Raw genomic sequence first — 23,864 nt, forward strand, 5'->3', positions numbered from 1 at the left:
ATTATCGGCTTAATAGAATGAAAGTTTAAGCTTATAACAATATTATTTTATACTTAGATTAGTCGCACACAATATTTCTATTTGTAATTTTTGGTATATAAGAAATGTAAAAAGGCAGACGCGTACCCATGATGGGCGTATGTATATTTGACTTACATTTTTAAAATACATTATAATATAACAAAACATTCGTTCGAAAGTTGGTGCTATTGTGGATAAATTAGAATATATACAAAAATATTATCCTAATACGGACAATAAAGTTTTAGCACAAAAACTAGGTATAACTGAACAATCCGTGAGGCGATTAGCATCAAAATATGGTATAAGAAAAAGTCCTGATTACATAAGAAAGCAGCATGAGTCACTAACAAATGCTCGTAAAGAAAAATATATTGCAAATATTCCAGATATCCATCCAAATAATTATCAGCTAAATATAATCGTCGGTAGTATTCTGGGAGATGGAAATTTATCATACGCGCCAAGAGGTAGAAATGCTTTTTATAGAGAGCATTTTTGCCAGCAACAATATGAATATAGATTCTGGAAATGTGCACAGTTAAGGAATTTAGGTTTTAAGATAAACAGAAATAATACTCTTCAATCAATATCGCACCCAATATTTTCAGATTTATATGAGAAATTTTATATTAATAAGCATAAAACCATAACATATGATAATATTAAGTTACTTAATGAACCTGTTGGAATTGCCTGTTTATATATGGATGATGGCAGCCTCGTAATTTCAAAAAATAATAAACACAATATAACTGTAAATCCTATTATAACATTATATACACTGAATTTTAGTAAAGAAGAAAATATGATAATGCAGGAGCATATTTATAAAACTTTCAATGTTAAATTTAATTTAAAAAAGCATCCAGATGGCAAAAAATATATTTTAACAATTGGAAAAAGAGAAGAAGTATTTAATTTTTTAGACATTGTAAGACCATATGTTAGTCAAATAGCAAGTATGAACTATAAATGGGATATAGAAAAAAGGATTGACGATGAGTGCAAAAAGGATAAGCGAATAAACACAAGAACTTTTTACAATAGGAAGTTTTTATCGTACACTGATGAAGATATCGATAAAATTATCGATATGAAGCAAAATGGCTATAAGGACAAAGATATTGCTAATAGGTTGAATAGATCGTATTGGGGCATCGTATGGAAAATAAGAGATCTAAAATCTAAGAATATGATTTAAGGGAGGCTCTGCCTCCCTTTTGTATTATCTTAGTAATTGTAATACTGTCTGCGGTTGTTGATTTGCCTGAGCTCTTCCAGGCCGATATCTTTCGATATCGAATAGATCATATCTTCATCCTATATCAAATAGGAGCCGGGCACTTCGGGATTCATCCCTACGGACTTCATCACCATGAGTTTTTCTTTTAGGTGGTATGTCCTGATCGTTGAACCTTCCCCAACCTTTCGGTACAGGGGCTTGGCTGCTGATTGCCCAATCCTTATACTTTTTAACCTGTCACATTTATCCTTTCGGATTATGTTGTAGGGTATAAGGCTTAAGGGTTTTCCAGCAATTCACCCGGTGGTAATCCTGAAAATTACTCTTCAGGACGCCTGTGTGAAATAGCTTATGCAGCTATTCCCTCAAGCATTGCTGTGGCTGCTTGGTTTAGTATGTTGTCCTTCGTGAATTCCATCATTTCTTGAGCCATATCTACATCTCTTATACGAGAATTTGCAGCCGTCAGGTTTTCTGATGCTGTACCAAGGTTGTTTATTGTATGTTCAAGTCTGTTTTGATATGCACCTAAATCAGCTCTCTGACCTGAAACTTTATCGATAGCAGTATCTATTGTTGAAATTTGTGCTGTTATTGCTGATGCTGCCTGACCAGAACCAACGTTTATAGAATTAACACCCAAAGCTGATGCCTTCATTGAATTAATAGTAACAGAAATGGTTTGATCTGTATTAGCTCCAATTTGCAATGTAACTTTGGCACTACCAGTTAAAAGATTTTTTTGGTTGAACTGTGTTGTTGAAGCTATTCTGTTGATTTCAGTTATAAGCTGATTAACTTCCTTTTGAATATTAGCCCTATCTTGATCTGTATTTGTATCATTTGCAGATTGTACCGCTAATTCTCTCATCCTCTGGAGAATTGACGTCGTCTCATTTAATGCACCTTCTGCTGTCTGCAAAAGTGATATACCGTCTTGAGCATTTCTTTGAGCTTGATTTAAGCCAGCTATCTGCGCTTTCATTTTTTCAGATATTGCAAGTCCTGCTGCATCATCTGCTGCACTGTTAATCCTGTAGCCTGATGATAATTTTTGCAATGCTTTTTGTGTGTTTGTGTTGTTTGTCTCAAGTGCTCTCCATGCGTTTATAGCACTTAAGTTTGTGTTGATTACCATATTTTCTTCCTCCTTGAATTTTTATTTGGCATCCATGCCATATTGACCATAGATCTTTCACAGTTGGCCAACTGCTTATCATTTGTTTTACACTATATATATCGATTTTATTTTTTTTTAGTTTAGCCTTTTTTTATAATTTTTTCTAATTTCTTAAGCGATGATTTATCTATATTAATCGCTTTTTTATTTTCGTCTTTTACTTCTAAAAGCTCTTTTCTCATGACAGTTACATTCTTTGGAGCGGATATGCCTATCTTTATATTATCGCCATCGATACTAACGATCTTTATCTCTACATCATCCCCTATAATCAGAGACTGCCCAATTTTACGGGTTAGTATCAGCATTTTTTAGCTCCTTAAGTATAGGATGCTTTATCATGTACTCATCATTGTCGAGAAGTATCTGCATCCCTTTATTGTTTTCTGCATTTATGATTATAGGGGCTTTTAGGTTGGCAGTCATCTTTTCAATTTCATCAGGTATTACAACGATGGCAAAAACGAGAATATGATTTAAGTCTTTTACGTCCAACGCTTTTACCGTTTCCACATCTAATTCGACTTTATAATCTTTTATTATAGCTTTTGGGTCGACTATCACAAACGCTATATCCGTATCATCGAGGGACTGAAGCCACTTAAAGGGGGTAAATTCTTCAGAGCTTAGAAGAATGAAGCTTTTAAGTCCCTCGAAGCCTGGTATGCCTTCATCAAAGTGAAGTACATCTTCTTCGCTGTAGCTGACAACACCAAAATTTCTTGTCTCTATATCCATCGCTCATGCCTCTCTTTCGAATTCAAACTATTGCATCCACATTCTGACCTATGTAGTCGATTTTTATAGACGGGTACTGCAGCATATATATATTTACATTTGCCCTTGTTGCATCTATCTCCGGCTTTTTAGGTGTGGCATCTATATGCGCCTTACCATCCTGCCAGTTTATGTTGAGATAACCGTCAAACCATATCTTAGGCCTTGACTTAGGCATAAGGTCTACGTTAAAGTCTATGTTTTCAACACCTGCCTGAGACGCCAACTCTGGTATGACATTCTGATGGTTCTCTATGGCTGCCAAAGTATCACCATCTTCAGCAATTTTCCCTATTGCTTCAAGTCCTACTTGATAACTTCTTTCCGCTTCGTCGTGTATAAGATCAAATACGCTCTTAAGCCCAGACTCGTAAAAGCACTGATACTGATCTATATGAACCTGTGGCAGCTTCTGATCAATCTCTACCTTTGGCATCTCCTGATGTATATTAAGATCTGCATTCTGATTGTGTATATTAATTGCGGCAGGAGTAGTGTCAATGCCTATCCTGCCGAACGTTTGATGTATTGCTATATCCATAGTATCGTTCCTTTACCTCAGAAAATCTACCAATGATGGTTGAATGATCATGGCACCTGCAGCTAATGATGCTCTGTACACATTATCATCCATCTTTAGATTGGTGATGACCTGCGCTATATCCGCATCTCGATTTTTTGAAAGTAGCGCCGTAAAGTTATAGTTATCATCACTTAATCTATTTGCGGTAAGATCTACCCTATTCGCTTTTGCCCCTGCATCAGCCCTGATTGATAAGATATTTTGCATTTGGTTGTCTATATCTCCTATTATGTTACTGACAGCTTGGTTATCTCCCGATTTCAATGCATTTGAAAGCTTGTCCATCACAGAAAGAAGCTGTGAAGTGCCAGAAGATACGTCAAATACCTTATCGCCTGTCACATTCACTTGTATGGTATTGCCACCTGCGCCTACCTCAAACTTTATGGCGCCATCATCGCCAGCATACCCATTTCCATTACTTGTATCGTCAAAGGGCTTTGTATCAGTCTTGTATCCGGCGAATATGTATCTTCCATTGTACTGTGTATTGCCTACTTGTATAATCTGCTGTTTTAACTGATCTACCTGCGCCGCTAAGTTTTGCATGTCGCTTTGAGTTAGAGTGCCATTGGAACCTTGCACTGCTAACTCTCTGGCATTTTGCAGCATATCTCCTATTTGTCCTAATGCCGTATCAGTAAGGCTAAGCCATGACTTTGCATCGTCTGTATTCTTCGTATATGCGTTATTTCTCGCAATTTCTGTCTTTATCCTTAAAATACTGGCCACTGCAACAGGATCGTCCGATGGCTTGCTTACTTTTTCACCAGTTGACAGCATATTTTGATCTTTCTGAAGCCTTTCAAGATTTTTGTTGTAGTCATTCATAAAATCCATAACAAGCATGTTATTGGTTACTCGCATTGTCTACACCTACCTTTTACGTTACTCCCATCTTATTTATAAGCGTATTTAAAAGCTCATCCATGACCGTTATCATCCTTGCTGATGCTTCATAAGACTTTTGATATTTAAGCATATTCGTCATCTCTTCATCCAGAGAAACACCAGACACAGATTGTCTGTTGTAATCAACCTGTTTCACCATAGTGCTTTGATTTGTCTGCATCTGATTTGCCTGCTGTGCATCAACACCAAGGTTGGAAATCAAAGAGCTTATAAAATCGTCCAATGTTCCATTGTTCAACCCGCTGATCTTCGTATCTCTAAGCGCTATGAGATTTAATACATTTGTATTGTCTCCAGGCAATGAATTAGGATCCGACGCTGCGGCGATCTTTTGAAGTCCATCATCTGCAAGTATGTCTGATGAAACCTGAATATTTTTAGCATATTCAGTAGTTGGATTATATGTAGTATCTGTTATGTTGAAAAAATTGATGCCTGTGCTTCCATCAAGCCCATACCCTTTAGAATGCTGTGCATTAAAAACCGTAGCAAGGTTGTACGCAAACTGATTCAATTGCTGTTTATAGTAAGGTATCCCTTTCACACCATTTGTGCCATCGCCATCTCTCATATCCAGAAGTCCTTTTAATATGCCACCTGTCGGATTCACAGGTGTTCCCGCAAGATCCCACTTTATTGTCCCTGTATTATCTATGCTCATTGTGTATGCATTGTTCCCATCTACGAGGGCTTGTCCGCTTATATCTACTCTGAAATTTTTATTTGAATCTTCATAAGTATTTATGTTGACTATCTCCGAAAGCTTATCTACAAGTAAATTTCTCTGATCTCTCAAGTCATTGGCTGTCTGACCTGTAAGCTCAAATCTGTAGATCTCATTGTTCAGTTTCGATATTTGCTCTGCATATGAATTGATTTCCTGCACTCGACTTTGAATGGTGCTATTTATTTGGTTTTCTTGGTCATCAAGGTGCTGATAAATAGTATTAATGGTATCCGTCAGTGATATACCATTTTCTCTAACTTCAGCCCTTACTTCAAGGCTTTCCGGGTTTTTCGACAAATCTTGAAGTGAATTAAAAAAATTGTCTAACACAGTTGTAATTCCCGTATCAGATGGCTCGTTTAGTATACCTTCTATAGAAGACAATGTATCTGATTTCGTCTCCCATTCACCAAGTGTAGTATTTTCTCTCCTGTACTGCTGATCTAAAAATTGATCTCTTATCTGTCGATAACCATCAACATTGACACCACCTCCTATGGCCTTGCCCCATTGGTCAGCCATGCCGTAAGTTGTAGGAGGCGCTATCGCAGACAGATCTATGACTTGTCTCGTATACCCAGGCGTGTTTGCATTTGAGATATTATGTCCCGTCAAGTTAAGCGCCTGTTGGCTTGCAAAGAGACCTGTTTTTGCTATCTCCAATCCTTGAAAAGTAGACACTGCCTTTCATTCCTTTCATAGCTATAATTATTTATTAAGCCTTTTTATCGATGATTCTATTTATACTTTTTGATACGCCACCTTCGCCGTATATGCCATTGTCCTCTAACAAATTGTTTGATATGACGCCAATCGAATAGTTTACGAATTCAATGGACTGTTTGAGAAGCGATTTATTCAAGTCATTTCTATTGCTAAGTGCTTTTAAAAGATCATTAAATTCCTTTTGAACTGTTTTTAATTTTTTAGCATCACTTTCAGGCAGTATGCTGCAAAGCTGACTTATTGTCACTTGACTGTCAAAATTGTCGTTTAAAAATTTTTCTCTTTCATCTTCCAAGTCCATAAGCTTACCTATTATACTACCCTCTACTTTTGTCATGCTGTCCAGCTCCTGTATTTCTCCCCGCACTATCACATCAGTCTTTTTAGTAGCTATGTCGTATAAATCTTTGTACAAAAGCATTTCCCCATTCAATACAGAAATAAGCTCATCTATATTCGGATTTGGCATAATTATACCACCTTTAAACTTTTTTATCGAAAATAGCCCCTTTGATTATGGACTCAGCGATATCATCAGATTTTATGTTGTAATTGCCACTATCAACCTTAGCCTTTATATCCTGCACCTTTTCTTCTCTCAATTTGTCATATTCTACAAAACTTTTGCTGATCTTAGAAGCATTATCTGATATTTCCACTTTGTCAACTTTGTTTGCCTTACTTTTATTTAAAGCATTGGCATTTGCAGACTTATACATGTCGTAAATATTGTTAACATTGATATTATTGTATATTTTCATTCCATTCCCACCTTCCCAATATTATATCGGTTAAATTCAATTTCACTTAATATTTTCTTTTAATGTCTTTTTTATCGTCTCTCAAATAAAGTTTTTCAAAACTTTCGTCTCTTTTATCAACATCTAATGCGCTTTTTAAAGATTTCTCAAGTTCTCTTGAACATGATTCACAGTATCTGCCTGACAATATCTTTTTACCGCACCTTTCACAAGTCAATGAAATATTGGTGTTTTTAGAGCCCAATATGAGTCTGCCTTCTTTTAAAAAGTCTAATATTCTTTTCACCTCAACATCTGTAGCTTTGGACACCTCTAAAACCGTCGCCTGCGGATTTCTATCAATGTAATCTCTGATTTTCATAAAATCCTCTTCATCTTTGTTGAAACATTCTGGGCATAAATCGAACCCAGTATAGTTATAAAGTTTTCCACACCTTTTACAATTCCTTATATTCATAGAACCTCACACATTCCTTCCTGTTGCTATTGTAGCTGCAAAAACATCTTTTGCACAGCTCTCTCTTAAAACTTTTGCGCATTCATCAAGGGTAGAACCTGTTGTCAAAACATCATCCACTAAAAGTACGGTCTTGTCTTTGACAAGATCAGCGTAAACCACTTTAAAAGCACCTTTTAAGTTTTTCATCCGTTCTTCTCTTTTAAGTCCAGTTTGAGATTTAGTGTTTTTTATACGCCTCAATGGCTTTGACATGATTACATCGAATCTATAAGAAAGCTCCCGTGCCAAAAGCTCTGATTGGTTGTATCCACGCTCATCCAGCTTTGTCCTGTGAAGCGGAACAGGCACTATCGTATCAAATTCTACACCGTCTTCTTTAATATATTTATACATGTATTCTGCAAAAAATTCAGATAAACTTCTCTCTTTGTAGTATTTGAATCTGGCAATCAACGATTTTATCGTATCGTCATACTCAAAAGGACTTATGCTGCGAGTAAAAACATGGTTTGTCTCCATGCAGTCAGGGCATTTGTCGCCATCTATGATAGGCTTTCCACAGATAACACATTTATTGCCAACAATAAACGGTAAATTGCTTTCACAGTCAAGGCATATCTTTCCTTCTCTTATCACCTTTCCGCACAGTATGCAATTTGTCTTTGGTGGAAATAGCAAATCGAGAAATATCATAGTACATCCTTCCGTCCATCTATTTAATCTTTATATCGGCATATCTTAAAATTTATTTAACATTCTTGAAATTAATCAACTTTCTTCCACCATGAATTTAAGGACTTTCCTAAGTTTAGGCAAAAGCCCTGAATACCTCTTTGATATGAGATTGTTGTCGATCATGTTTTTTAAATATTTTTCCTGTCCGACTATTACCACAAGTTTTTTAGCCCTCGTTACAGCAGTGTAAAGAAGGTTTCTTGTAAGAAGCATAGGCGGTCCAAAGCTCATAGGCATGATGACAGCCGGAAATTCACTTCCTTGGCTTTTGTGGACAGTCACACAGTAAGAAAGGCTTAGTTCGTCTATATCTGCAAAATCGTAAACAACTCTTTTATCATCATCAAATAAGACAGTAAGCTCCTGCGAATCATTATCGATAGACTCTATGATACCCATATCGCCATTAAAGACACCTTCGCCTTTTTCATCACCTTTTGTCCACTTCATCTTGTAGTTATTTTTTATTTGCATCACCTTGTCTCCCACTCTGAAAGTAAAATCTTTCATCTGCCTTTCATCCAGTCCTTTTTTTGAAGGATTTAAGCACCTTTGCAGTTCATTGTTCATGTTTATAACGCCTATCAAGCCTTTTCTCATAGGGCTTAAAACTTGAATATCCGTAAATGGGTTGAATCCATACGCTTCAGGCAACCGCCTTTTACATAAATCCAATATAGTATTTAAAATTTCGTCTTGCGATGAAGCATTTATAAAGAAAAAGTCATTTTCTTTATCGTTTAGCACAGGATACTCGCCATTGTTTATCTTGTGGGCATTTACTACTATCAAACTTTCCTTCCCTTGCCTGTATATCTTATTAAGCCTTATCACTTTTACCAAGCCGCTATCTATGATATCTCTAAGCACATTGCCAGCTCCAACAGATGGAAGCTGATCGACGTCTCCCACGAGTATCAATCTTGAGCTTAACGGAATAGCTTTAAGTAGAGCATTCATAAGCAATATGTCTATCATCGAAGCCTCGTCCACTATTATGACATCTTCTGTCAATGGATTCTTGTCGTCTTTGCCAAAGCCTCGTCCTTCTTCTTCTGTGTATGAGTATTCCAATAGGCGATGTATCGTCTTCGCTTCAAACCCTGTAGCTTCGGTCATCCTCTTTGCAGCTCTCCCTGTAGGCGCAGCTAACGCTACCGATTTTTTAAATTTTTTAAAAAGCTTTATTATGAAATTTATTATTGTAGTCTTTCCCGTTCCAGGTCCACCTGTTATGACAAGAATTGAGTTCTTGACAGATTCTAAAACTGCAATCCGCTGATTGTCTGCAAGGTGAATCCCCATATCTGATTCTATCTTCCATATTTCATTTTCAATATCAATATCCTCAGGCTTTACATCTGTCAGCGTCATGTTTAAAATCTTATCTGCAGTGTTGTTTTCAGCTACAAAATACGGTATATAATATACACCGTGAGAACCATCTTCAAATGTCTCAAACTTCACTTTTTCGCTTTGTGCCAAAAGAACCAATGAATCGTAAACTTCTTCTTCTGATACTTCAAGAAGCCTTGCTGTTTCTTTAAGCAAAAGTTCCAGCGGCACATACGTATGACCATTTGATGCATATTGTATCAAAACATACTTTGTGCCAGATGAAATCCTGTATCCAGAATGCAAGTCAACGCCCATTGCTCGAGCTATCTTATCAGCCGTCCTAAAGCCAATCCCAAAAATTTCATCCGATAGTCTGTACGGATTTTGCTTTATGAGTTCTATAGAATCATCGCCGTATTGCCTGTATATCTTAATTGCATTCGTAGTGGAGATGCCATAACCTTGTAAAAAAACCATCACGTACCTCAATGTCTTCTGCTGCTCATAAGATTCTGATATCATCTTTACTCTTTCTTCGCCTATTCCAGGTATATCCAACAACTTTTCCGGATGAGATTCTATGATGTTTAGAGAATCGACGCCGAATTTTGATACTATCTTTTTTGCCATAACAGGACCTATGCCCCTTATGAGTCCAGATGACAAGAATCTCTCCATCCCATACAATGTCGACGGCGCTATCGTCTCGTACTTTGAGACCTTCACCTGTTCCCCATAGTCAGGATGTACCATCCACTCGCCTTCAACTTTAAGCGTCTCACCTATCCCAACAAAAGGCATATATCCTACTACTGTAATAGTATCTCTTTTCGAATTAAGTTCTAACACAGCGTACCCATTTTGTTCGTTTTTAAAAATTATTTCCTCAACAGTACCTATTATTTCAACCATAGCTATCCCTACTTTTTTATTTTCTATCTACAATTGTATATTATTTTCATAGATATTTGAAGCGCGCATCATATTTTTTCAATTTTGTACTTTATCTTCACGATTTCTTCATACAAAAGAGCTATGTCTGCTTTCGTTGCTGGTAGGTTATACATAGATCTGTTACTTTCAAAGTTTAATGGACTTAAATTAGCAAAAAAAGTCTTTATCATGGCAGCATCTCTCAAGTGCTTCTCGATCGTAATCTTCTTTTGATATACTTTTATCTTAGCGTCACCAAGATTTACAATGCAATACGTAGAATGCTCCTCTATCTCTTTTATCTTCTCATAGCATACATATCCGTAAGATACATCCTTTGCCACCTTTGGAATTCTAACTTTTAATTGCACAAGCGTAAAGTTAGAAGCTATAGGAATTGGAAAAGTATTTTTAATGCCAAGGCTTTTGGCGTACTTTTCTTTTATGGCACTTAAATCTACAGCATACTTTTTCAAAGTCCTCTTTAGACAACTTTTGACACTGGATTTTATATGCAATACATTGCCATTTAAGTCTATTAATTCCGTCCCATCTCCGTAATCATCAAGATAACAAGGCAATATGGCAATGTAGACATCAGGTATATCAAAATCCTTCATCTCCATTACTCCTTTACGAACTAATGTTTGTACTTATTATATAAAATAACAACTTCAAAGTCAATATATGGATATGCGTTTAAAAATTTTCCGAATTTTTTTTTTTTTTTTTTTTTTTTTTTTTTTTTTTTTTTTTTTTTTTTTTTTTTTGAATTTTATTACAATGCATGAAATTATTGACTGGTACAAAAAATTATAATATAATATTAATTGTCGAAAAAAGGGGAAAAATGAGATGAATTATGATGAAGAAAAACTGATGTCGCATCTTTTGATGTCACTAAAAAACTACCATTACGAGACGTACAAGCACAGCATAAGAGTCGCAAAGTTATCATACAATGTAGCAAACATGATGCGGCTTAATATAAAGGAAAAAATAACGATATACAAGGGTGCATTGCTGCACGATATAGGCAAAGTGATGATTCCGATTAGTATTCTTGCAAAACCAGATAAACTTACAGAATTGGAATACGACGTCATGAAATTGCATCCCAAATACGGCGCCGATATACTGGAAGCCTTAACACCACTTGCATATTTGACATCTACTGTGCTATATCATCACGAAAGATTAGATGGAACTGGCTATCCTTATGGACTAAAAATCATTCCATTTGGCGCACAGATTGTAGCAGTGTGTGATTCTTTCGACGCAATGACAAACGATAGACAGTATAGAAAAGCTAAAAATGCTATTGAAGCAATACAAGATTTGAAAGAGTGCGATGCAAAGTACAACCAAATGCTTGTTTCAGCATTAGAAAATTTGGTTAAAACAAAGACACAAATTCTCGAAAAAGAAAATAGAGAAAGCAATGGAATCGCCATCTAATTTATGCTATAATAAAAGTAGCGGAGCGTACAATTTTTATAAAAATCGCGGCTATAAATATAAATATACAAGCCGCAAAGCCCGGAGGAAACTCCGGGCTTTAAAATTATTATTTATTGAAAGCAAGTTTTTTCAGTATCTCAACTCTGTCAGTTCTCTCCCATGTAAGGTCAAGATCTGTGCGTCCAAAATGTCCATATGCTGCAACTTGTCTATAAATAGGCCTTCTTAAATCAAGATCTCTTATAATAGCAGCAGGTCTCAAATCAAATACTTTTTTAACTATTTCTGATATCTCTTCATCAGATATTTTCCCAGTGCCAAAAGTATCTACATTGACTTCTAATGGTGTAGCTACGCCTATAGCGTACGCCAATTGAACTTCACACCTTTCAGCAAGCCCAGCAGCTACGATGTTTTTCGCTACATACCTTGCAGCGTACGCAGCAGATCTGTCTACTTTCGATGGATCTTTGCCAGAAAAAGCACCACCGCCATGTCTTGCATATCCACCATAAGTGTCGACTATTATCTTCCTTCCTGTAAGGCCGCTGTCTCCTTGTGGTCCACCGACTACAAATCGCCCTGTCGGATTTACATATATCTTCGTGTCATCATCAATAAGCTCTGGTGGAACAATGGGTTTTATTACATACTCTTTTACGTCATTTTCAATCTTATCATGATCCACATCTGGTGAATGCTGTGTCGACACAACGATTGAGTCAACTCTCTTTGGCACATCGTCAACGTACTCAATCGTCACTTGTGTCTTGCCATCAGGCCTTAGATAATCTAAAGTGCCATTTTTCCTTACTTCCGCTAATCTGCGGGCAAGCCTGTGTGCTAATGATATTGGAAGAGGCATAAGCTCAGGCGTCTCTGTGCATGCGTATCCAAACATCATCCCTTGGTCTCCAGCGCCTTGTTCTTCAAGCTCATCGTAGGAAATGCCTTTTTTTACTTCCAGTGCCTTATCAACTCCCAATGCTATATCTGGAGACTGTTCATCTATTGAAGTAAGCACAGAACATGTATCAGCATCAAAACCGTACTTTGCTCGAGTATACCCTATCTCCTCTATGACCTTTCTTGCGATTTTTGGTATGTCGACGTAGCATTTTGTAGATATTTCCCCCATCACCAATACCATACCTGTTGTAACGGCAGTCTCGCAGGCTATCCTCGCATAAGGATCATTTTTTAAGATCTCATCTACAATAGCATCAGATATCTGATCGCAAATTTTATCTGGATGTCCTTCAGTAACTGATTCTGAAGTAAAATACTTTTTCATCTGTATCCTCCTTTTTTAAATCACATAAAAGACCTAAAACAAAATAAAACCTCTCCAAAAGAAGAGGCACATCCACCCTCATCTTTCAGAAGTAAACTTCTGCGAGAATTAGCACCTTGTCGTAAGACAGGTTGCCGGGCTTCACAGGGCTCTTCCCTCCACCTCTCTTGATAAGAGTTTCACTTATTTAACTTAAAATATAATATCACAGTACAACTAATAAGTCAATTAGAAAGTGAAAAAGTGCTTGACGACTGTCAAGCACTTTAAAGTTAATATATGATAATGAAGGGGTTTTATGCCTTTTAGAAAACAACAAACTTATCTCTTGGAGCTCCACAAACTGGACATTTTTCTGGAGCCGTATCAATTGCCGTATATCCGCAAACAGGACAAATGTACACTTTAGAAATAGCTATGTCTTCATTTTTAAGTGCCGCTGCTTTTGCATCTGTATACATCTTAGCATGTAACTTTTCAGCTTCAAGAGCATAGTTGAAGCTTTTATCTGCAGATTTCTCCTCCTGCAAATCTGCTACGGCTTTATATGCTGGATACATTTCTTCTACTTCAAATGTCTCACCTGCTATAGCTTTGTCAAGGTTTGATACTGTGTCTTTTACTTCTCCCAATGTCTTATAGTGATTTGTAGCATGGACTAATTCGGCATAAGATATGGCTCTAAAAAGCTTTGCTATGTTTGGCTTACCCTCCTTTTCAGCCACATCAGCAAAAATTTGATACCTCATGTGAGCCTGGCTTTCACCTGCGTATGCATCGCTTAGATTTTTTGTCGTCATTTCTCTCATTTCAAAATCTCCTCCTTTTTTAATCTAATACTTTGTCCCCTGGTTTCCAACCTACAGGACAAGCATGACCTGTTTGAAGTGCATTAAGCACTCTCAATATTTCATCGACATTTCTGCCGATTACTGGCTCATGTACAACTTCGTAATCAACAATTCCCTCAGGGTTAATGATGAATGCAGCTCTTAATGCTATGCCAGCATCTTCAATAAGTATTCCATACTGCTTCGTGACTTCTTTGTTGTAATCAGATAAAAGCGGAAAATCAACACCACCGAGGCTATCTATCCATGCCTTGTGTGAATAAACGCTATCTGTGTTGATACCTAATAGCTCAGCATTGAGCTTGTCAAACTCAGGTTTCATCCTATTAAACTCTGGTATCTCAGTTGAACATACTGACGAAAAGTCCAGTGGATAAAAGAAAAGCACTACCCACTTACCTTTATAATCGCTTAAGGATATTTGACCTTTTGTGCTGTCTAACTTAAATTCAGGAGCTTTCTTACCTACCAACGACATATGTACCCACCTCTCATCTATTCTTAGTCAATCATCACATCGGATAAGCTATTAATATTTTATTTCTATTAATAACTATTTTCCCTTCACAAGTATTATTATACATCAATTATTTTTTATGTCAATAGGATTTGGAAAATTTTTTATCGATGTTTTTAAAAATCATTATGATAAGGAAATCTTGAAAGGCAAAATAAAAAAAGGCCCTTTAGCCTTGTATTCATGGTGGAGGGAGATGGATTCGAACCATCGAAGGCACCAGCCAACAGATTTACAGTCTGCCCCCTTTAGCCACTTGGGTATCCCTCCATGATTATTTTATTTTAATGTGAGAAAAAATATTCACAAATAGAAATGGTGGTCGCAATAGGGCTCGAACCTATGACCCCCTGCTTGTAAGGCAGGTGCTCTCCCAGCTGAGCTATACGACCAATCATGGTCGGGGTGGAGGGACTCGAACCCCCGACCCCATGCTCCCAAAGCACGTGCGCTACCAACTGCGCTACACCCCGGCGTCTCGCGACATATTTGATTATAGTTGAAATCTATCAATTTCACAAGATTTATTATTCCTCATTTTAGCCGGTTTCCATCAGTTAATTTGGCATTTTTTCGATATCTTTCGCTTATGCTCCATTTATCTTTTATAATCATTATACACAATTTAGGCAATAATAATATTAGTTTTTATTTTTATTTTATGAAATTGTAACACGGCTGTAATATACAAAAGGTACAATATGGTTGTATAGGTATGGAAAATTTATCAACCGCGCTAAATTGCCGAAGATAAGTTTTAAAGAACAATTGCTAAATACATAGGAGGGATTTTCGTGAAGTACCGAAAAGTTATAAGCATGTGTATATCTTCAATAATCATTTTTTCATCGGTTTTTATGAATGGTATTGCTGCAGATGCTTACACCGTAATAACTTCAAATGAAAGCCAGCAAATATTAAGTAAAGGTGTTACAGAAAAAAACATTACATATTTTACGACAGATGGTTTCATCAATATCAATGTTTTGGATGTGGACTTAAGCGACAGTAACACATCAATATCCACCATTTTTAATCCATCTGGTTTTAAAGACAGAATGGATGTAGAAGACATGGCAAATGGAAACGGTGCTATAGCCGCAGTAAATGGTGATTTTTTTGACACGAAGCAAGGGTTTATCGTAGGAGCATCAGTTAAAGACGGAAATCTTTTAACTGTCCCATACTATCAAGGGAATTACGCCACATTTGCCATAGATAAAAACAATGTTCCATCAATAGGATATTGGAAAAGCACTTCTCTTAGCATAACACTACCTGACGGCAGTCAAGTTCCAGTAAGTGCTTTAAACAACGTAGGTTCCATAGGCAGTGGTACATCTTGCGTCATATTTACAAAGGACTGGAATGATGAGACACCGGGTCTAAGCGATAGCTATAAAGACCTTGTTGAAATATTAGTTGACAAAAACAACAGCGTCTTGGAGGTAAGACAGGGTGAAGGTCCTGTAGCAATTCCCGATGGAGGCTATTCTATAGATGCAACAGGTGATGTCGCAAAGATTCTTTTAAATCTAAAGCAAGGAGATAAAGTCATCAAAAATATCTCTACAGATCCTCCATTTGACAACTTTAAGATGGCTGTAAGCGGAGGAACCATTTTGGTACAAAACGGTTCAATACCGTCGCAATTTACCGACAATGTAGACGGCATATACGCAAGGACAGCTATAGGCTATACTGAAGATAAGAAGCATGTAATAATAGCAACAGTTGACAACGCCAACACGAGAGGAATGACAGAAAGTGAATTAGCGCAGCTTATGTTAAGTTTAGGCGCTTATGATGCTATGAACTTAGACGGCGGCGGCTCAACTCAAATGGCCATAAGACCTTTAGGAGATAGTCAAGCAAAGCTCCAAAATGAAGTTCCTGGTTTCGAAAGAAATGTAGCCAACGGCGTTGGAGTATTTAACACAGCACCAACAGGAAATCTATACGCTATAAAAGTTGAAGCAGATAGCCCAAATGTCTTTGTAGGCACCCACAGAGCAATCATTGTAAAAGGATATGATGCGAATTATCAACCAGTAAAAATCGATCAAAACTCCGTATCATTTTCAATAAGCGGCATAGCAGGAAAATTTGATGGAAATGAATTCATGCCTCAAAGTGCGGGTGATGGCGTAATAATAGCAAGAGTAGGCAATGTGACTGGTACATTGAAAATAAAGGCTTTAGATGCTATAGCAGACATAAGATTTACGCCTTATTCGGTCAATGTCGATAAAGGCGGGACTACATCAATATCTGTGATAGGCAAAGACATAAACGGCTATAGAGCACCTATAGAAGACAGAGACATAAGCTGGACTGTCTACAACAATGTAGGCACCATTTCAAATGGAGTCTTCAAAGCAGCCAATAGCGATCTATCTGGTGCTTTATCGGCAAATATAAATGGAAAAGTAGGAAATTTAATGGTAAAAGTGGGGCAAGGATCAGATTTTGATGCGTCACAGCTTCCAAAGCCATTGGACTTTGAATCTATTGACAGCAAAAATAAGGAAGTAAGCGTCAGCAACACTAACGATTCGTTTAAATTCATGGTATTTGGGGACACAGATTACAATACGCTTTTGAAGCTTCAAATTTCCTTAAAAGCTGCCAGCATAGCCAATAAAGACTATCCTTTAGTAGTTTTCACAGGGGATGTAAATGACAAAGTCTTAAAATCACTTACGATTCCTTATATAAAAGCAGGTAATTCTTATGGAGTATATGACTTTAGAAATTCGACATTTATCATGTTAGATGATACTAATGGAGGTTTGCTATCATCAAATAAGGATCAGTGGAGTTGGTTTTTAAACACATTAAACAGCGTAAAAGGAGATAATCTATTTGTAGTTTTGCCAAAACCTGTATGGGGCTCCGATGGGTTCAAAGATACTAAAGAAGCACAACTGTTTGAGGATACACTGCAAAAATTCAGAGAAGATACAGGTAAAAACGTATGGATAATATACAACGGAGATACGCCTTTTTATACGACATTGAATGACAACATACGGTATATATCTAATTATGGAACAAATAATGGCAGTGGTAGTATGGATATATACAATGACGCCAGATACATTTCAATAATGGTAAATGGAAAAGACATTTACTATCAAGATAAAAATTTGTTTACAAAGTAAAAGATGCGCTTTATACGCATCTTTTACTTTGATGTATTTTTATCATCAAAATACTTTTTCACCACACTCTTTAAAAAATCTATGTCATTTTCTGACAGGTGCTTTTTAAGTATATCCATCATCTCGTAGCTTTCTTCTGCTGTCACACCATCTTGAGACATTTTCATGATCTCGCCTATGCCTGACGGACCTAATTTCATCAATATGCCTATAGCCTTAGATTTTGTTGCAAAATCCATCTCTCTTTGAACACTTAATATTTTTTCAGGCGTCACAACTATTCTATTCAAGTTTGAATTTTCACTGCTTTCTTTTGAATTGTTGTTGCCGTTTATATTTGTAAAATTTCTGTTCCTCTCTTGGATTAATTTATCCAGCGATTTTTCATCAAATTTTCTTATGTCATTTTCCTCACCGTTCTTTTTATCCGAATTTTTCTTATCGCTTTTTTCATTATCTGCTGCCAATTTATCTTCATTTTCTTTCAAATTTGGAGTGGTATTGAAAACAGGTACCTGCAACTCATTTTGATTGATTTTATCCGTAGATGAGTAGTATGTACTTTCATTCTCCGGTTTTAAGACTTCATTTGGAGGTGGCTGTTCTTTTATAAAAGCATCAAGCATAAATATAATACTGGCAGCCGTAATAGCGACAACGATCCCAATGCTAAAGGTTGATTTCTTCACCAAAAAACACTCCCTTCGAATACTTTTATTATTTCATCCTTAGCTGCATTTAATACAAATTTTGGAGGAAGATTTTATGGATGAATTGCGGGTTAGATATGACGACAAAAACGCCATCAATCTCATGTCGGCGTATTTAGCAGATCAGATAAACTTTGATTCGGTGATACTTTGCATAGGTACCGATAAATGCATCGGAGATTCGTTAGGCCCTATTGTAGGAGACATGTTATCAAAAATTACCAGCGGCATAAGCATATATGGAACATTAAAAAATCCGATACATGCAATGAACCTTGAAGAAAACATCGCACACATAAAAAGAAAGCACCCATACAGCAACATCATTGCTGTTGATGCTTGTCTTGGAGATAAGGACAACATAGGTAAAATATCCATAAAAAAATCGCCAATATATCCTGGTAAAGGAGTAGGAAAAGTATTGCCTGCTGTCGGCGACATATCTATAATAGGCGTGATTGACGCCTTTGACATAATACCTGTACATAATACAAGGCTTGGATTTGTATTTGAGATGGCAGAAGTCATCGCCATGAGCGTACATAGAGCTTTTTATTTGAAAGCAGCCATAAAAAATAACTCTGACATAAGTCAGAGCTAATCTTTTTTACTTTAGGTACAATGGTATTGATACAAGATCTTGAACAGAGCCATCTTTTGGACTTAATGAAAATACCTGTAATGTGCCATCTTGTGGTGTTGATAATGGATTGTACTGTATGTCTGCCTGAAAATCTCCCCAAGATGGTGCACCCGCACTTGCCTGCACAGACGTCTGTGTCAATATATTGCCATTTGAATCTAACAGTCTTATATTCACAACAGCTTCAAAAACTCTGGCCTTTCCTACCACTTTTATAGGGCTTGTCACGCTGTTGTTTCTCATAGGCGACAGCACGATTATGTTTGCCTCTTGGCTGCTGTAGGATGTGATTATGTTTTTGTCAGAATCAATCACAGCCCGCGCTTCTTTGTTTTTCGTCAAAATCATGCCAAGCTCATCACCTACTTTTATATCTGTAAAATCCATGTCTGTCTCTGAATACTGGTAACCACCTTGACTGTCATAGCCGATCTTTGACTGGCGGTGTATTATGGCATTTGGCAATACCTTAATATCTGGGCCTGCTACATTGTTTATGTCACTTGTATCTTGATATTCCCGCTCTATCGTAACGACTCTCGTATCGTAATTGATGGCTTTTACGATGCCATATATGAATGTCTCTCCTTTTGTAGGGTCTGCTTCAGGTATCTTCGTGAATTTCGGCTTAACATCACTTATGACCCATATATTGCCTTCCTTATCTCCTTCAGGTTGGATAAGTGTCACAAGATAAGACTTATTGTCATGGATAGCATTTATGAGTGCAATCCCACCCTTTTTAGATTCCAATGAAAAATCGTCATCAGGCGAAAATCCAACAACACCGCCTTCCTCTTGTATCACTTTCATCGGATCCAGTCTCCATGAATCCTTTCCAAATGACGTACTCTCCTGAAGCTTTTTTACCCTGTCCTTATCAATGTACACTTCTCCTGTAAGCACAATCCTACTCAATGGGTCAAGGCCTATTTTGTAACCATAAAGTGAATCTATCTTGTTGCCTTCCACTAAAATCTGGACACTGTTTACATTTGGAAGCCCAGTAAGTGTATTTACAAGTGCAGCAACCATGTACTTTGCCGTAGTCCCATCGATACTTGTTGAAGATGTATAATCTTTAGAAAAATTGACATAAGCCGTAGTATCCTTCAACTGAACCGATAAAAGCTTTGTGTTGTCAGGAATTATCGGCTTTGAATATTGGTCTTTAGGGCCTTTCATCAACTCATTTATCACCTGTTTCAGTAAGTCCGCATTTTCGGATACGCTTCTTACTTCCATATTCAATCCTGACATCTTGCTATTTAAAAAATACAGTGAAACTTCTTTAACAGCTTGAACAGTAGATTTCGGACTTATAGGGGCATTTTTTTCCGTCTTAGTTTTCGTGTTTGTAAAGCAACCTGACAAAGAAATTGCAGCGATCAATATCAAGACTAAAAACGCCTTCTTCATTGTTATCCCCTCCTAAAAATATGATACAACATTTTTATTACACCTGTATTAACAGAACCTTAAAATTTAATAAATTTTTATTTAAATGTTTTTAACCGGAATCGTTATGTAAAAAACGGTGCCTTCACCGACAGTGCTTTTAACGTCTATGTGTCCTTTATGCAAATCTACAATCTCCTTTACTATGGCCAAACCTAATCCAAAACCTCCCGTCTTTTGAGATCTTGCCGTATCGCCTCTGGAAAACCTTTCAAACACCTTAGGCAGCGTTTCCTGACTTATTCCTATTCCTGTATCAGATATGGTGATGTAGACATTTTTATCGTCTGAATCAAGAGCCAGTTTAACCGAGCCGCCACTTGGAGTGTACTTTATGCCGTTTTCCACGACGTTGTATATCATCCTGTAAAATCTATCTGCATCAACATCTGCAAAAATGTTTTTCTCGTTTTCAAATATCAGTGAAACGCCTTTTTGATCAGCTATCGCTTCAAGGTTTTCAATGACATTGTAAGCAATCTCACTGATATTTTCCGTTTTATTTTCGATTGAGCGTATTTTATCAATCTTTGCTAAAACCAACAATTCATTTACAAGCCTCGTCATTCTGTCAACTTCAGAATTTATGTCCTTTAAAAACTCCTTATACACAGATATATCAACATTATCGCTGGATATAAGCGGTTCTACAAGGGCTTTTATTGCCGCCAATGGCGTTTTAAGCTCATGGGATGCATCGGAGACAAATCTTTTTCTCTCCTCGTCTATCTTCATAAGCTTTGTGCCCATATCGTTAAATGCATCTGCCAGCTTGCCTATTTCATCATTTCCCTTTACATCAACTTTGTAGTCAAATTTGCCTTCAGATATTATCTTCGTAGCATCTGTAAGCCTTTTTAAAGGCTTAGTTATAAAAGCAGCGACTATGAGGCTTAGTATGCTTACGATAGAACCTATGGCAGTAAATGTGTATATCATCTGCATTTTAATTGAGTACAAAAAATTCATCACATCGTCAATAGACGTAGATAATAGGATACTACCTACAATCTCATTTTTTATAGTAACAGGAACAGCAGAATACATGGTCCAACCGGAACCTGTGATGTAGTGTATGCTTGTAGAGCCTGTCCCTTTTAAAGCAGACTTAATATCACTGTAGTTATTTATATCTTTGCCTTCGATACCGCCATTTCCCGCAGAGTCAACTATCACTTTTCCATTTACATCAGTAAAAAGGATCCTTGAGTTAATCTGGTTTGCATAGTCAACAATGGTAGGCTCAATCAAATACGAGGAGACGCCTATAAATTTAGAAACCAAATTTGCAATCATATTAGCCTGCGTCAAATTAGTGACTCTTTCATTTGCAAGGTAGCTTTCATAAATATTGTTGAAAAGATAAATGCCTGTAGAAGCCAGCGAAACTATTAGGATAATAAAATAAATCGAAAATATCTTCCACCTTAAACTCAACGTATCACCCTATTTCATGTAGTAGCCAGAGCCCCACTTTGTGAAAATATGCTTTGGATTTGCCGGATCGTCTTCAATCTTCTCTCTAAGCTTTCTTATATGGACATTTACAGTATTCGTATCTCCATAGAAATCAAATCCCCATATTAAGTCCATCAGTTTGTCCTTAGAATAAAGCTTTCCCGGATTGGAAGCTAAAAGAACTAATAATTCAAACTCTTTGTTTGTAAGGTCGATGTCTTTGCCATTCTTCTGGACTATCTTGTCAGGAACATTTATCGTAATATCACCTAACTTTATTACATCGTGTTTTTTTACATAAGGTGTCGTTGTCCGTCTGAATAAAGCCCTGATTCTGGCAATCAATTCCCGCGTGTTGAAAGGCTTCGCAAGGTAGTCATCTGCTCCCATCTCAATGCCTACTATCTTATCCACATCTTCGCCTTTGGCTGTAAGCATTATTATAGGTATATTTGAAAATGACCTTACCTCTTTGCAAAGTGTAAGACCGTCGATTTTCGGCAACATCAAATCTAATATGACTAAATCATAATTGCCATTTTTTATTTTTTCCAAACCTTCTTCACCATCATAGGCACAATCGACGTAGTATCCTTCTTGAATGAGGGATAGCTTCAACCCTTTTACAAGCATTTCTTCATCATCGATAATTAAAATGTTTTCCATAGCCGATACCTCCATTTTTAGTATATCATATTCTATGTGAAAATTGTATATAATTGATTTTATGTTTAAATAAGTCTAAAATTTAATTGAGGTGATAATATGAAGACGCTAATCGTAAATGGTAGATTATTAATTGGCGGAAATATAGTAAGTAACAAAGATGTATTGATTGAAGGAAATAAAATAAGGGCTATCGGAAACGGTCTTTATGGCGACAACATAATAGATGCTGGAGGAAACTACGTATCGCCAGGTTTTGTAGACATACATATACATGGTTCTTCCGGATTTGATACAATGGATGGGACTTTTGAAGCAATAAATACAATATCGAAGTCTGTGGCAATGCACGGCACCACGTCATTTCTCCCCACAACCATGACTGAGGATAAAGGCAAAATCAAAAATGCTATAAAAAATGTGTTTGATAACAAAGACCGTGTTGAAGGTGCTGAAATCTTAGGCGTACACATGGAAGGGCCTTTCATAAACCCAAAGCAAAAGGGAGCGCAAGATGATAAATTCATTTTAAAACCTACAGTAGAAAATTTCACTGAAATTTGCGGCGAATATGTAAATATTGTGAAACTTGTAACAATAGCGCCTGAAGTTGATGGAGCATTAGAGCTTATACGTTATTTAAAAGAAAAAAACATCGTCGCATCTGTTGGACATACTGATTCTACTTATGATGATGTAGCTTTAGGATACAAAGCAGGTATAACACATGCCACCCACGTCTTTAACGCCATGAAAGGATTTCACCACCGTGAAGTAGGAACAGTAGGAGCAGTCTTCGATCTCGACATAAGCGCAGAAGTGATCGCTGACGGAATACACTCAGTCTTCCCAGCCATAAGGGCGCTTATAAGGTTAAAGGGAAAAGAAAAAGTAAATCTTGTAACAGATGCAATGATGGCTGCAAACTTAAGGGACGGCCTTTATCAGTTGGGCGGTCAAGACGTATACGTCAAAGACGGTGCTGCAAGGCTAAAAAGCGGTGTCTTGGCAGGAAGCACCCTTACATTAGACAAGGCTATCAAGAATATTTCATCCAATACAGATTTATCACTACCTGAATCTGTCGCACTGGCGTCTTACAACAGCGCAAAAGTAATAGGTGTTGATGACAGAAAGGGCCTTATAAAAGAAGGATATGACGCAGATATAGTAATCTTTGACGAAAATATAGAGATAAAAAAGACGATTGTCGGTGGGAAAATCGTCTATGAAAAAAAATAGC

The 23,864-nt window shown here is 36.9% G+C and carries 24 protein-coding genes, 3 tRNA genes and 1 riboswitch; of the genes, 5 read left to right on the plus strand and 22 right to left on the minus strand.

All coding sequences use genetic code 11. From position 1 onward, the window contains the following. Window positions 1–211: 211 nt before the first annotated feature. Window positions 212–1,225 carry an endonuclease gene (locus ACZ42G_RS11375; RefSeq protein ID WP_085111719.1) on the plus strand — a complete coding sequence of 338 codons (1,014 nt, stop codon included), beginning with the start codon at window positions 212–214 and terminating at the stop codon, window positions 1,223–1,225. Between the two features lie 391 nt (window positions 1,226–1,616). Here the strand turns inward: ACZ42G_RS11375 and ACZ42G_RS11380 are convergent, their stop codons facing one another. The 12 genes from ACZ42G_RS11380 to ACZ42G_RS11435 all read right to left on the minus strand — a co-directional run bounded on the left by ACZ42G_RS11380 (window position 1,617) and on the right by ACZ42G_RS11435 (window position 11,019). Further along, window positions 1,617–2,405 (minus strand): flagellin N-terminal helical domain-containing protein, encoded by a 789-nt coding sequence (locus tag ACZ42G_RS11380; protein WP_464850484.1) that lies wholly within the window; start codon window positions 2,403–2,405, stop codon window positions 1,617–1,619. Between the two features lie 122 nt (window positions 2,406–2,527). Continuing rightward, window positions 2,528–2,755, minus strand: coding sequence for a carbon storage regulator CsrA (gene csrA, locus ACZ42G_RS11385; RefSeq protein WP_464850485.1), 228 nt, complete (start codon window positions 2,753–2,755; stop codon window positions 2,528–2,530). After that, entirely contained in the window at window positions 2,736–3,185 is a 450-nt protein-coding gene (fliW, locus tag ACZ42G_RS11390; protein WP_464850487.1) for a flagellar assembly protein FliW, read from the minus strand. Before fliW ends, csrA begins: the two co-directional genes overlap by 20 nt. Before the next feature lie 22 nt (window positions 3,186–3,207). Further along, window positions 3,208–3,765: a DUF6470 family protein gene (locus ACZ42G_RS11395; RefSeq protein WP_464850489.1), complete on the minus strand. Its 558-nt coding sequence runs from the start codon at window positions 3,763–3,765 to the stop codon at window positions 3,208–3,210. Window positions 3,766–3,777: 12 nt separating this feature from the next. Beyond that, window positions 3,778–4,674, minus strand: a complete 897-nt coding sequence (gene flgL, locus ACZ42G_RS11400; RefSeq protein WP_464850490.1) for a flagellar hook-associated protein FlgL — start codon at window positions 4,672–4,674, stop codon at window positions 3,778–3,780. Between the two features lie 16 nt (window positions 4,675–4,690). After that, window positions 4,691–6,127 carry a flagellar hook-associated protein FlgK gene (gene flgK, locus ACZ42G_RS11405; RefSeq protein ID WP_464850492.1) on the minus strand — a complete coding sequence of 479 codons (1,437 nt, stop codon included), beginning with the start codon at window positions 6,125–6,127 and terminating at the stop codon, window positions 4,691–4,693. 34 nt (window positions 6,128–6,161) lie between these two features. Then, window positions 6,162–6,641: a flagellar protein FlgN gene (locus ACZ42G_RS11410; RefSeq protein WP_464850493.1), complete on the minus strand. Its 480-nt coding sequence runs from the start codon at window positions 6,639–6,641 to the stop codon at window positions 6,162–6,164. Window positions 6,642–6,654: 13 nt separating this feature from the next. Then, window positions 6,655–6,933, minus strand: a complete 279-nt coding sequence (locus ACZ42G_RS11415; protein ID WP_464850494.1) for a flagellar biosynthesis anti-sigma factor FlgM — start codon at window positions 6,931–6,933, stop codon at window positions 6,655–6,657. A gap of 46 nt (window positions 6,934–6,979) precedes the next feature. Next, window positions 6,980–7,390, minus strand: coding sequence for a TIGR03826 family flagellar region protein (locus ACZ42G_RS11420; RefSeq protein WP_085111732.1), 411 nt, complete (start codon window positions 7,388–7,390; stop codon window positions 6,980–6,982). A 6-nt stretch (window positions 7,391–7,396) separates the two neighbouring features. Next, entirely contained in the window at window positions 7,397–8,086 is a 690-nt protein-coding gene (locus ACZ42G_RS11425; protein ID WP_464850496.1) for a ComF family protein, read from the minus strand. Between the two features lie 75 nt (window positions 8,087–8,161). Next, window positions 8,162–10,378, minus strand: a complete 2,217-nt coding sequence (gene recD2 / locus ACZ42G_RS11430; RefSeq protein WP_464850498.1) for an SF1B family DNA helicase RecD2 — start codon at window positions 10,376–10,378, stop codon at window positions 8,162–8,164. 68 nt (window positions 10,379–10,446) lie between these two features. After that, entirely contained in the window at window positions 10,447–11,019 is a 573-nt protein-coding gene (locus ACZ42G_RS11435; protein WP_274893342.1) for a hypothetical protein, read from the minus strand. A 235-nt stretch (window positions 11,020–11,254) separates the two neighbouring features. Between ACZ42G_RS11435 and ACZ42G_RS11440 the strand changes: the two genes are divergently transcribed. Continuing rightward, a complete protein-coding gene (locus tag ACZ42G_RS11440; RefSeq protein WP_085111736.1) occupies window positions 11,255–11,857 on the plus strand; it encodes an HD-GYP domain-containing protein in 603 nt (200 codons plus the stop codon). 109 nt (window positions 11,858–11,966) lie between these two features. On the opposite strand, the gene metK is transcribed toward ACZ42G_RS11440, so the two are convergent. The 6 genes from metK to ACZ42G_RS11470 form a co-directional block, all read right to left on the minus strand. Then, on the minus strand, window positions 11,967–13,154 hold the full coding sequence (gene metK, locus ACZ42G_RS11445; RefSeq protein WP_464850501.1) for a methionine adenosyltransferase: 1,188 nt from the start codon (window positions 13,152–13,154) through the stop codon (window positions 11,967–11,969). Between the two features lie 75 nt (window positions 13,155–13,229). Further along, a riboswitch (SAM riboswitch) is annotated at window positions 13,230–13,331 on the minus strand. A gap of 128 nt (window positions 13,332–13,459) precedes the next feature. Further along, entirely contained in the window at window positions 13,460–13,963 is a 504-nt protein-coding gene (locus ACZ42G_RS11450; protein ID WP_014756965.1) for a rubrerythrin family protein, read from the minus strand. Window positions 13,964–13,982: 19 nt separating this feature from the next. After that, complete coding sequence (locus ACZ42G_RS11455; RefSeq protein WP_085111738.1) at window positions 13,983–14,483, minus strand: peroxiredoxin; 501 nt, start codon at window positions 14,481–14,483, stop codon at window positions 13,983–13,985. A 223-nt stretch (window positions 14,484–14,706) separates the two neighbouring features. Further along, window positions 14,707–14,792: transfer RNA gene (locus tag ACZ42G_RS11460), tRNA-Tyr, on the minus strand. A 46-nt stretch (window positions 14,793–14,838) separates the two neighbouring features. Continuing rightward, a tRNA-Val gene (locus ACZ42G_RS11465) sits at window positions 14,839–14,914 on the minus strand. 5 nt (window positions 14,915–14,919) lie between these two features. Then, window positions 14,920–14,995 (minus strand) — tRNA-Pro (locus tag ACZ42G_RS11470). Between the two features lie 321 nt (window positions 14,996–15,316). Between ACZ42G_RS11470 and ACZ42G_RS11475 the strand changes: the two genes are divergently transcribed. Next, a complete protein-coding gene (locus tag ACZ42G_RS11475; protein ID WP_464850503.1) occupies window positions 15,317–17,686 on the plus strand; it encodes a phosphodiester glycosidase family protein in 2,370 nt (789 codons plus the stop codon). A gap of 23 nt (window positions 17,687–17,709) precedes the next feature. Here the strand turns inward: ACZ42G_RS11475 and ACZ42G_RS11480 are convergent, their stop codons facing one another. Then, window positions 17,710–18,375 carry a hypothetical protein gene (locus tag ACZ42G_RS11480; RefSeq protein WP_464850505.1) on the minus strand — a complete coding sequence of 222 codons (666 nt, stop codon included), beginning with the start codon at window positions 18,373–18,375 and terminating at the stop codon, window positions 17,710–17,712. 76 nt (window positions 18,376–18,451) lie between these two features. On the opposite strand from ACZ42G_RS11480, the gene yyaC reads away from it, so the two are divergent. Further along, complete coding sequence (yyaC, locus tag ACZ42G_RS11485; RefSeq protein ID WP_464850506.1) at window positions 18,452–18,997, plus strand: spore protease YyaC; 546 nt, start codon at window positions 18,452–18,454, stop codon at window positions 18,995–18,997. A 6-nt stretch (window positions 18,998–19,003) separates the two neighbouring features. Here the strand turns inward: yyaC and ACZ42G_RS11490 are convergent, their stop codons facing one another. From ACZ42G_RS11490 to ACZ42G_RS11500, 3 genes are all read right to left on the minus strand, one after another. After that, window positions 19,004–20,458, minus strand: a complete 1,455-nt coding sequence (locus ACZ42G_RS11490; RefSeq protein WP_464850508.1) for a Gmad2 immunoglobulin-like domain-containing protein — start codon at window positions 20,456–20,458, stop codon at window positions 19,004–19,006. A gap of 81 nt (window positions 20,459–20,539) precedes the next feature. After that, the gene (locus tag ACZ42G_RS11495) at window positions 20,540–21,934 is read right to left on the minus strand and encodes a sensor histidine kinase (protein ID WP_464850509.1); all 1,395 of its coding nucleotides are present in this window, start codon (window positions 21,932–21,934) and stop codon (window positions 20,540–20,542) included. Between the two features lie 9 nt (window positions 21,935–21,943). Continuing rightward, window positions 21,944–22,621: a response regulator transcription factor gene (locus tag ACZ42G_RS11500; RefSeq protein ID WP_013788657.1), complete on the minus strand. Its 678-nt coding sequence runs from the start codon at window positions 22,619–22,621 to the stop codon at window positions 21,944–21,946. Window positions 22,622–22,720: 99 nt separating this feature from the next. Here ACZ42G_RS11500 and nagA point away from each other — a divergent pair, with 99 nt between their 5' ends. Beyond that, on the plus strand, window positions 22,721–23,863 hold the full coding sequence (gene nagA, locus ACZ42G_RS11505) for an N-acetylglucosamine-6-phosphate deacetylase (protein ID WP_464850512.1): 1,143 nt from the start codon (window positions 22,721–22,723) through the stop codon (window positions 23,861–23,863). The last annotated feature ends 1 nt before the right edge of the window (window position 23,864 follow it).

This window comes from Thermoanaerobacterium calidifontis (assembly GCF_055381745.1).

Coding starts and splice junctions, on each gene's coding strand:
- ACZ42G_RS11440 (WP_085111736.1), top strand. CDS start 11,255: ATGAATTATGATGAAGAAAAACTGATGTCGCATCTTTTGATGTCACTA.
- nagA (WP_464850512.1), top strand. CDS start 22,721: ATGAAGACGCTAATCGTAAATGGTAGATTATTAATTGGCGGAAATATA.
- ACZ42G_RS11420 (WP_085111732.1), bottom strand. CDS start 7,390: ATGAATATAAGGAATTGTAAAAGGTGTGGAAAACTTTATAACTATACT.
- ACZ42G_RS11410 (WP_464850493.1), bottom strand. CDS start 6,641: ATGCCAAATCCGAATATAGATGAGCTTATTTCTGTATTGAATGGGGAA.
- ACZ42G_RS11490 (WP_464850508.1), bottom strand. CDS start 20,458: ATGAAGAAGGCGTTTTTAGTCTTGATATTGATCGCTGCAATTTCTTTG.
- csrA (WP_464850485.1), bottom strand. CDS start 2,755: ATGCTGATACTAACCCGTAAAATTGGGCAGTCTCTGATTATAGGGGAT.
- flgL (WP_464850490.1), bottom strand. CDS start 4,674: ATGCGAGTAACCAATAACATGCTTGTTATGGATTTTATGAATGACTAC.
- ACZ42G_RS11395 (WP_464850489.1), bottom strand. CDS start 3,765: ATGGATATAGCAATACATCAAACGTTCGGCAGGATAGGCATTGACACT.
- ACZ42G_RS11450 (WP_014756965.1), bottom strand. CDS start 13,963: ATGAGAGAAATGACGACAAAAAATCTAAGCGATGCATACGCAGGTGAA.
- ACZ42G_RS11415 (WP_464850494.1), bottom strand. CDS start 6,933: ATGAAAATATACAATAATATCAATGTTAACAATATTTACGACATGTAT.
- yyaC (WP_464850506.1), top strand. CDS start 18,452: ATGGATGAATTGCGGGTTAGATATGACGACAAAAACGCCATCAATCTC.
- recD2 (WP_464850498.1), bottom strand. CDS start 10,378: ATGGTTGAAATAATAGGTACTGTTGAGGAAATAATTTTTAAAAACGAA.
- ACZ42G_RS11435 (WP_274893342.1), bottom strand. CDS start 11,019: ATGAAGGATTTTGATATACCTGATGTCTACATTGCCATATTGCCTTGT.
- ACZ42G_RS11500 (WP_013788657.1), bottom strand. CDS start 22,621: ATGGAAAACATTTTAATTATCGATGATGAAGAAATGCTTGTAAAAGGG.
- fliW (WP_464850487.1), bottom strand. CDS start 3,185: ATGGATATAGAGACAAGAAATTTTGGTGTTGTCAGCTACAGCGAAGAA.
- ACZ42G_RS11380 (WP_464850484.1), bottom strand. CDS start 2,405: ATGGTAATCAACACAAACTTAAGTGCTATAAACGCATGGAGAGCACTT.
- ACZ42G_RS11425 (WP_464850496.1), bottom strand. CDS start 8,086: ATGATATTTCTCGATTTGCTATTTCCACCAAAGACAAATTGCATACTG.
- metK (WP_464850501.1), bottom strand. CDS start 13,154: ATGAAAAAGTATTTTACTTCAGAATCAGTTACTGAAGGACATCCAGAT.
- ACZ42G_RS11455 (WP_085111738.1), bottom strand. CDS start 14,483: ATGTCGTTGGTAGGTAAGAAAGCTCCTGAATTTAAGTTAGACAGCACA.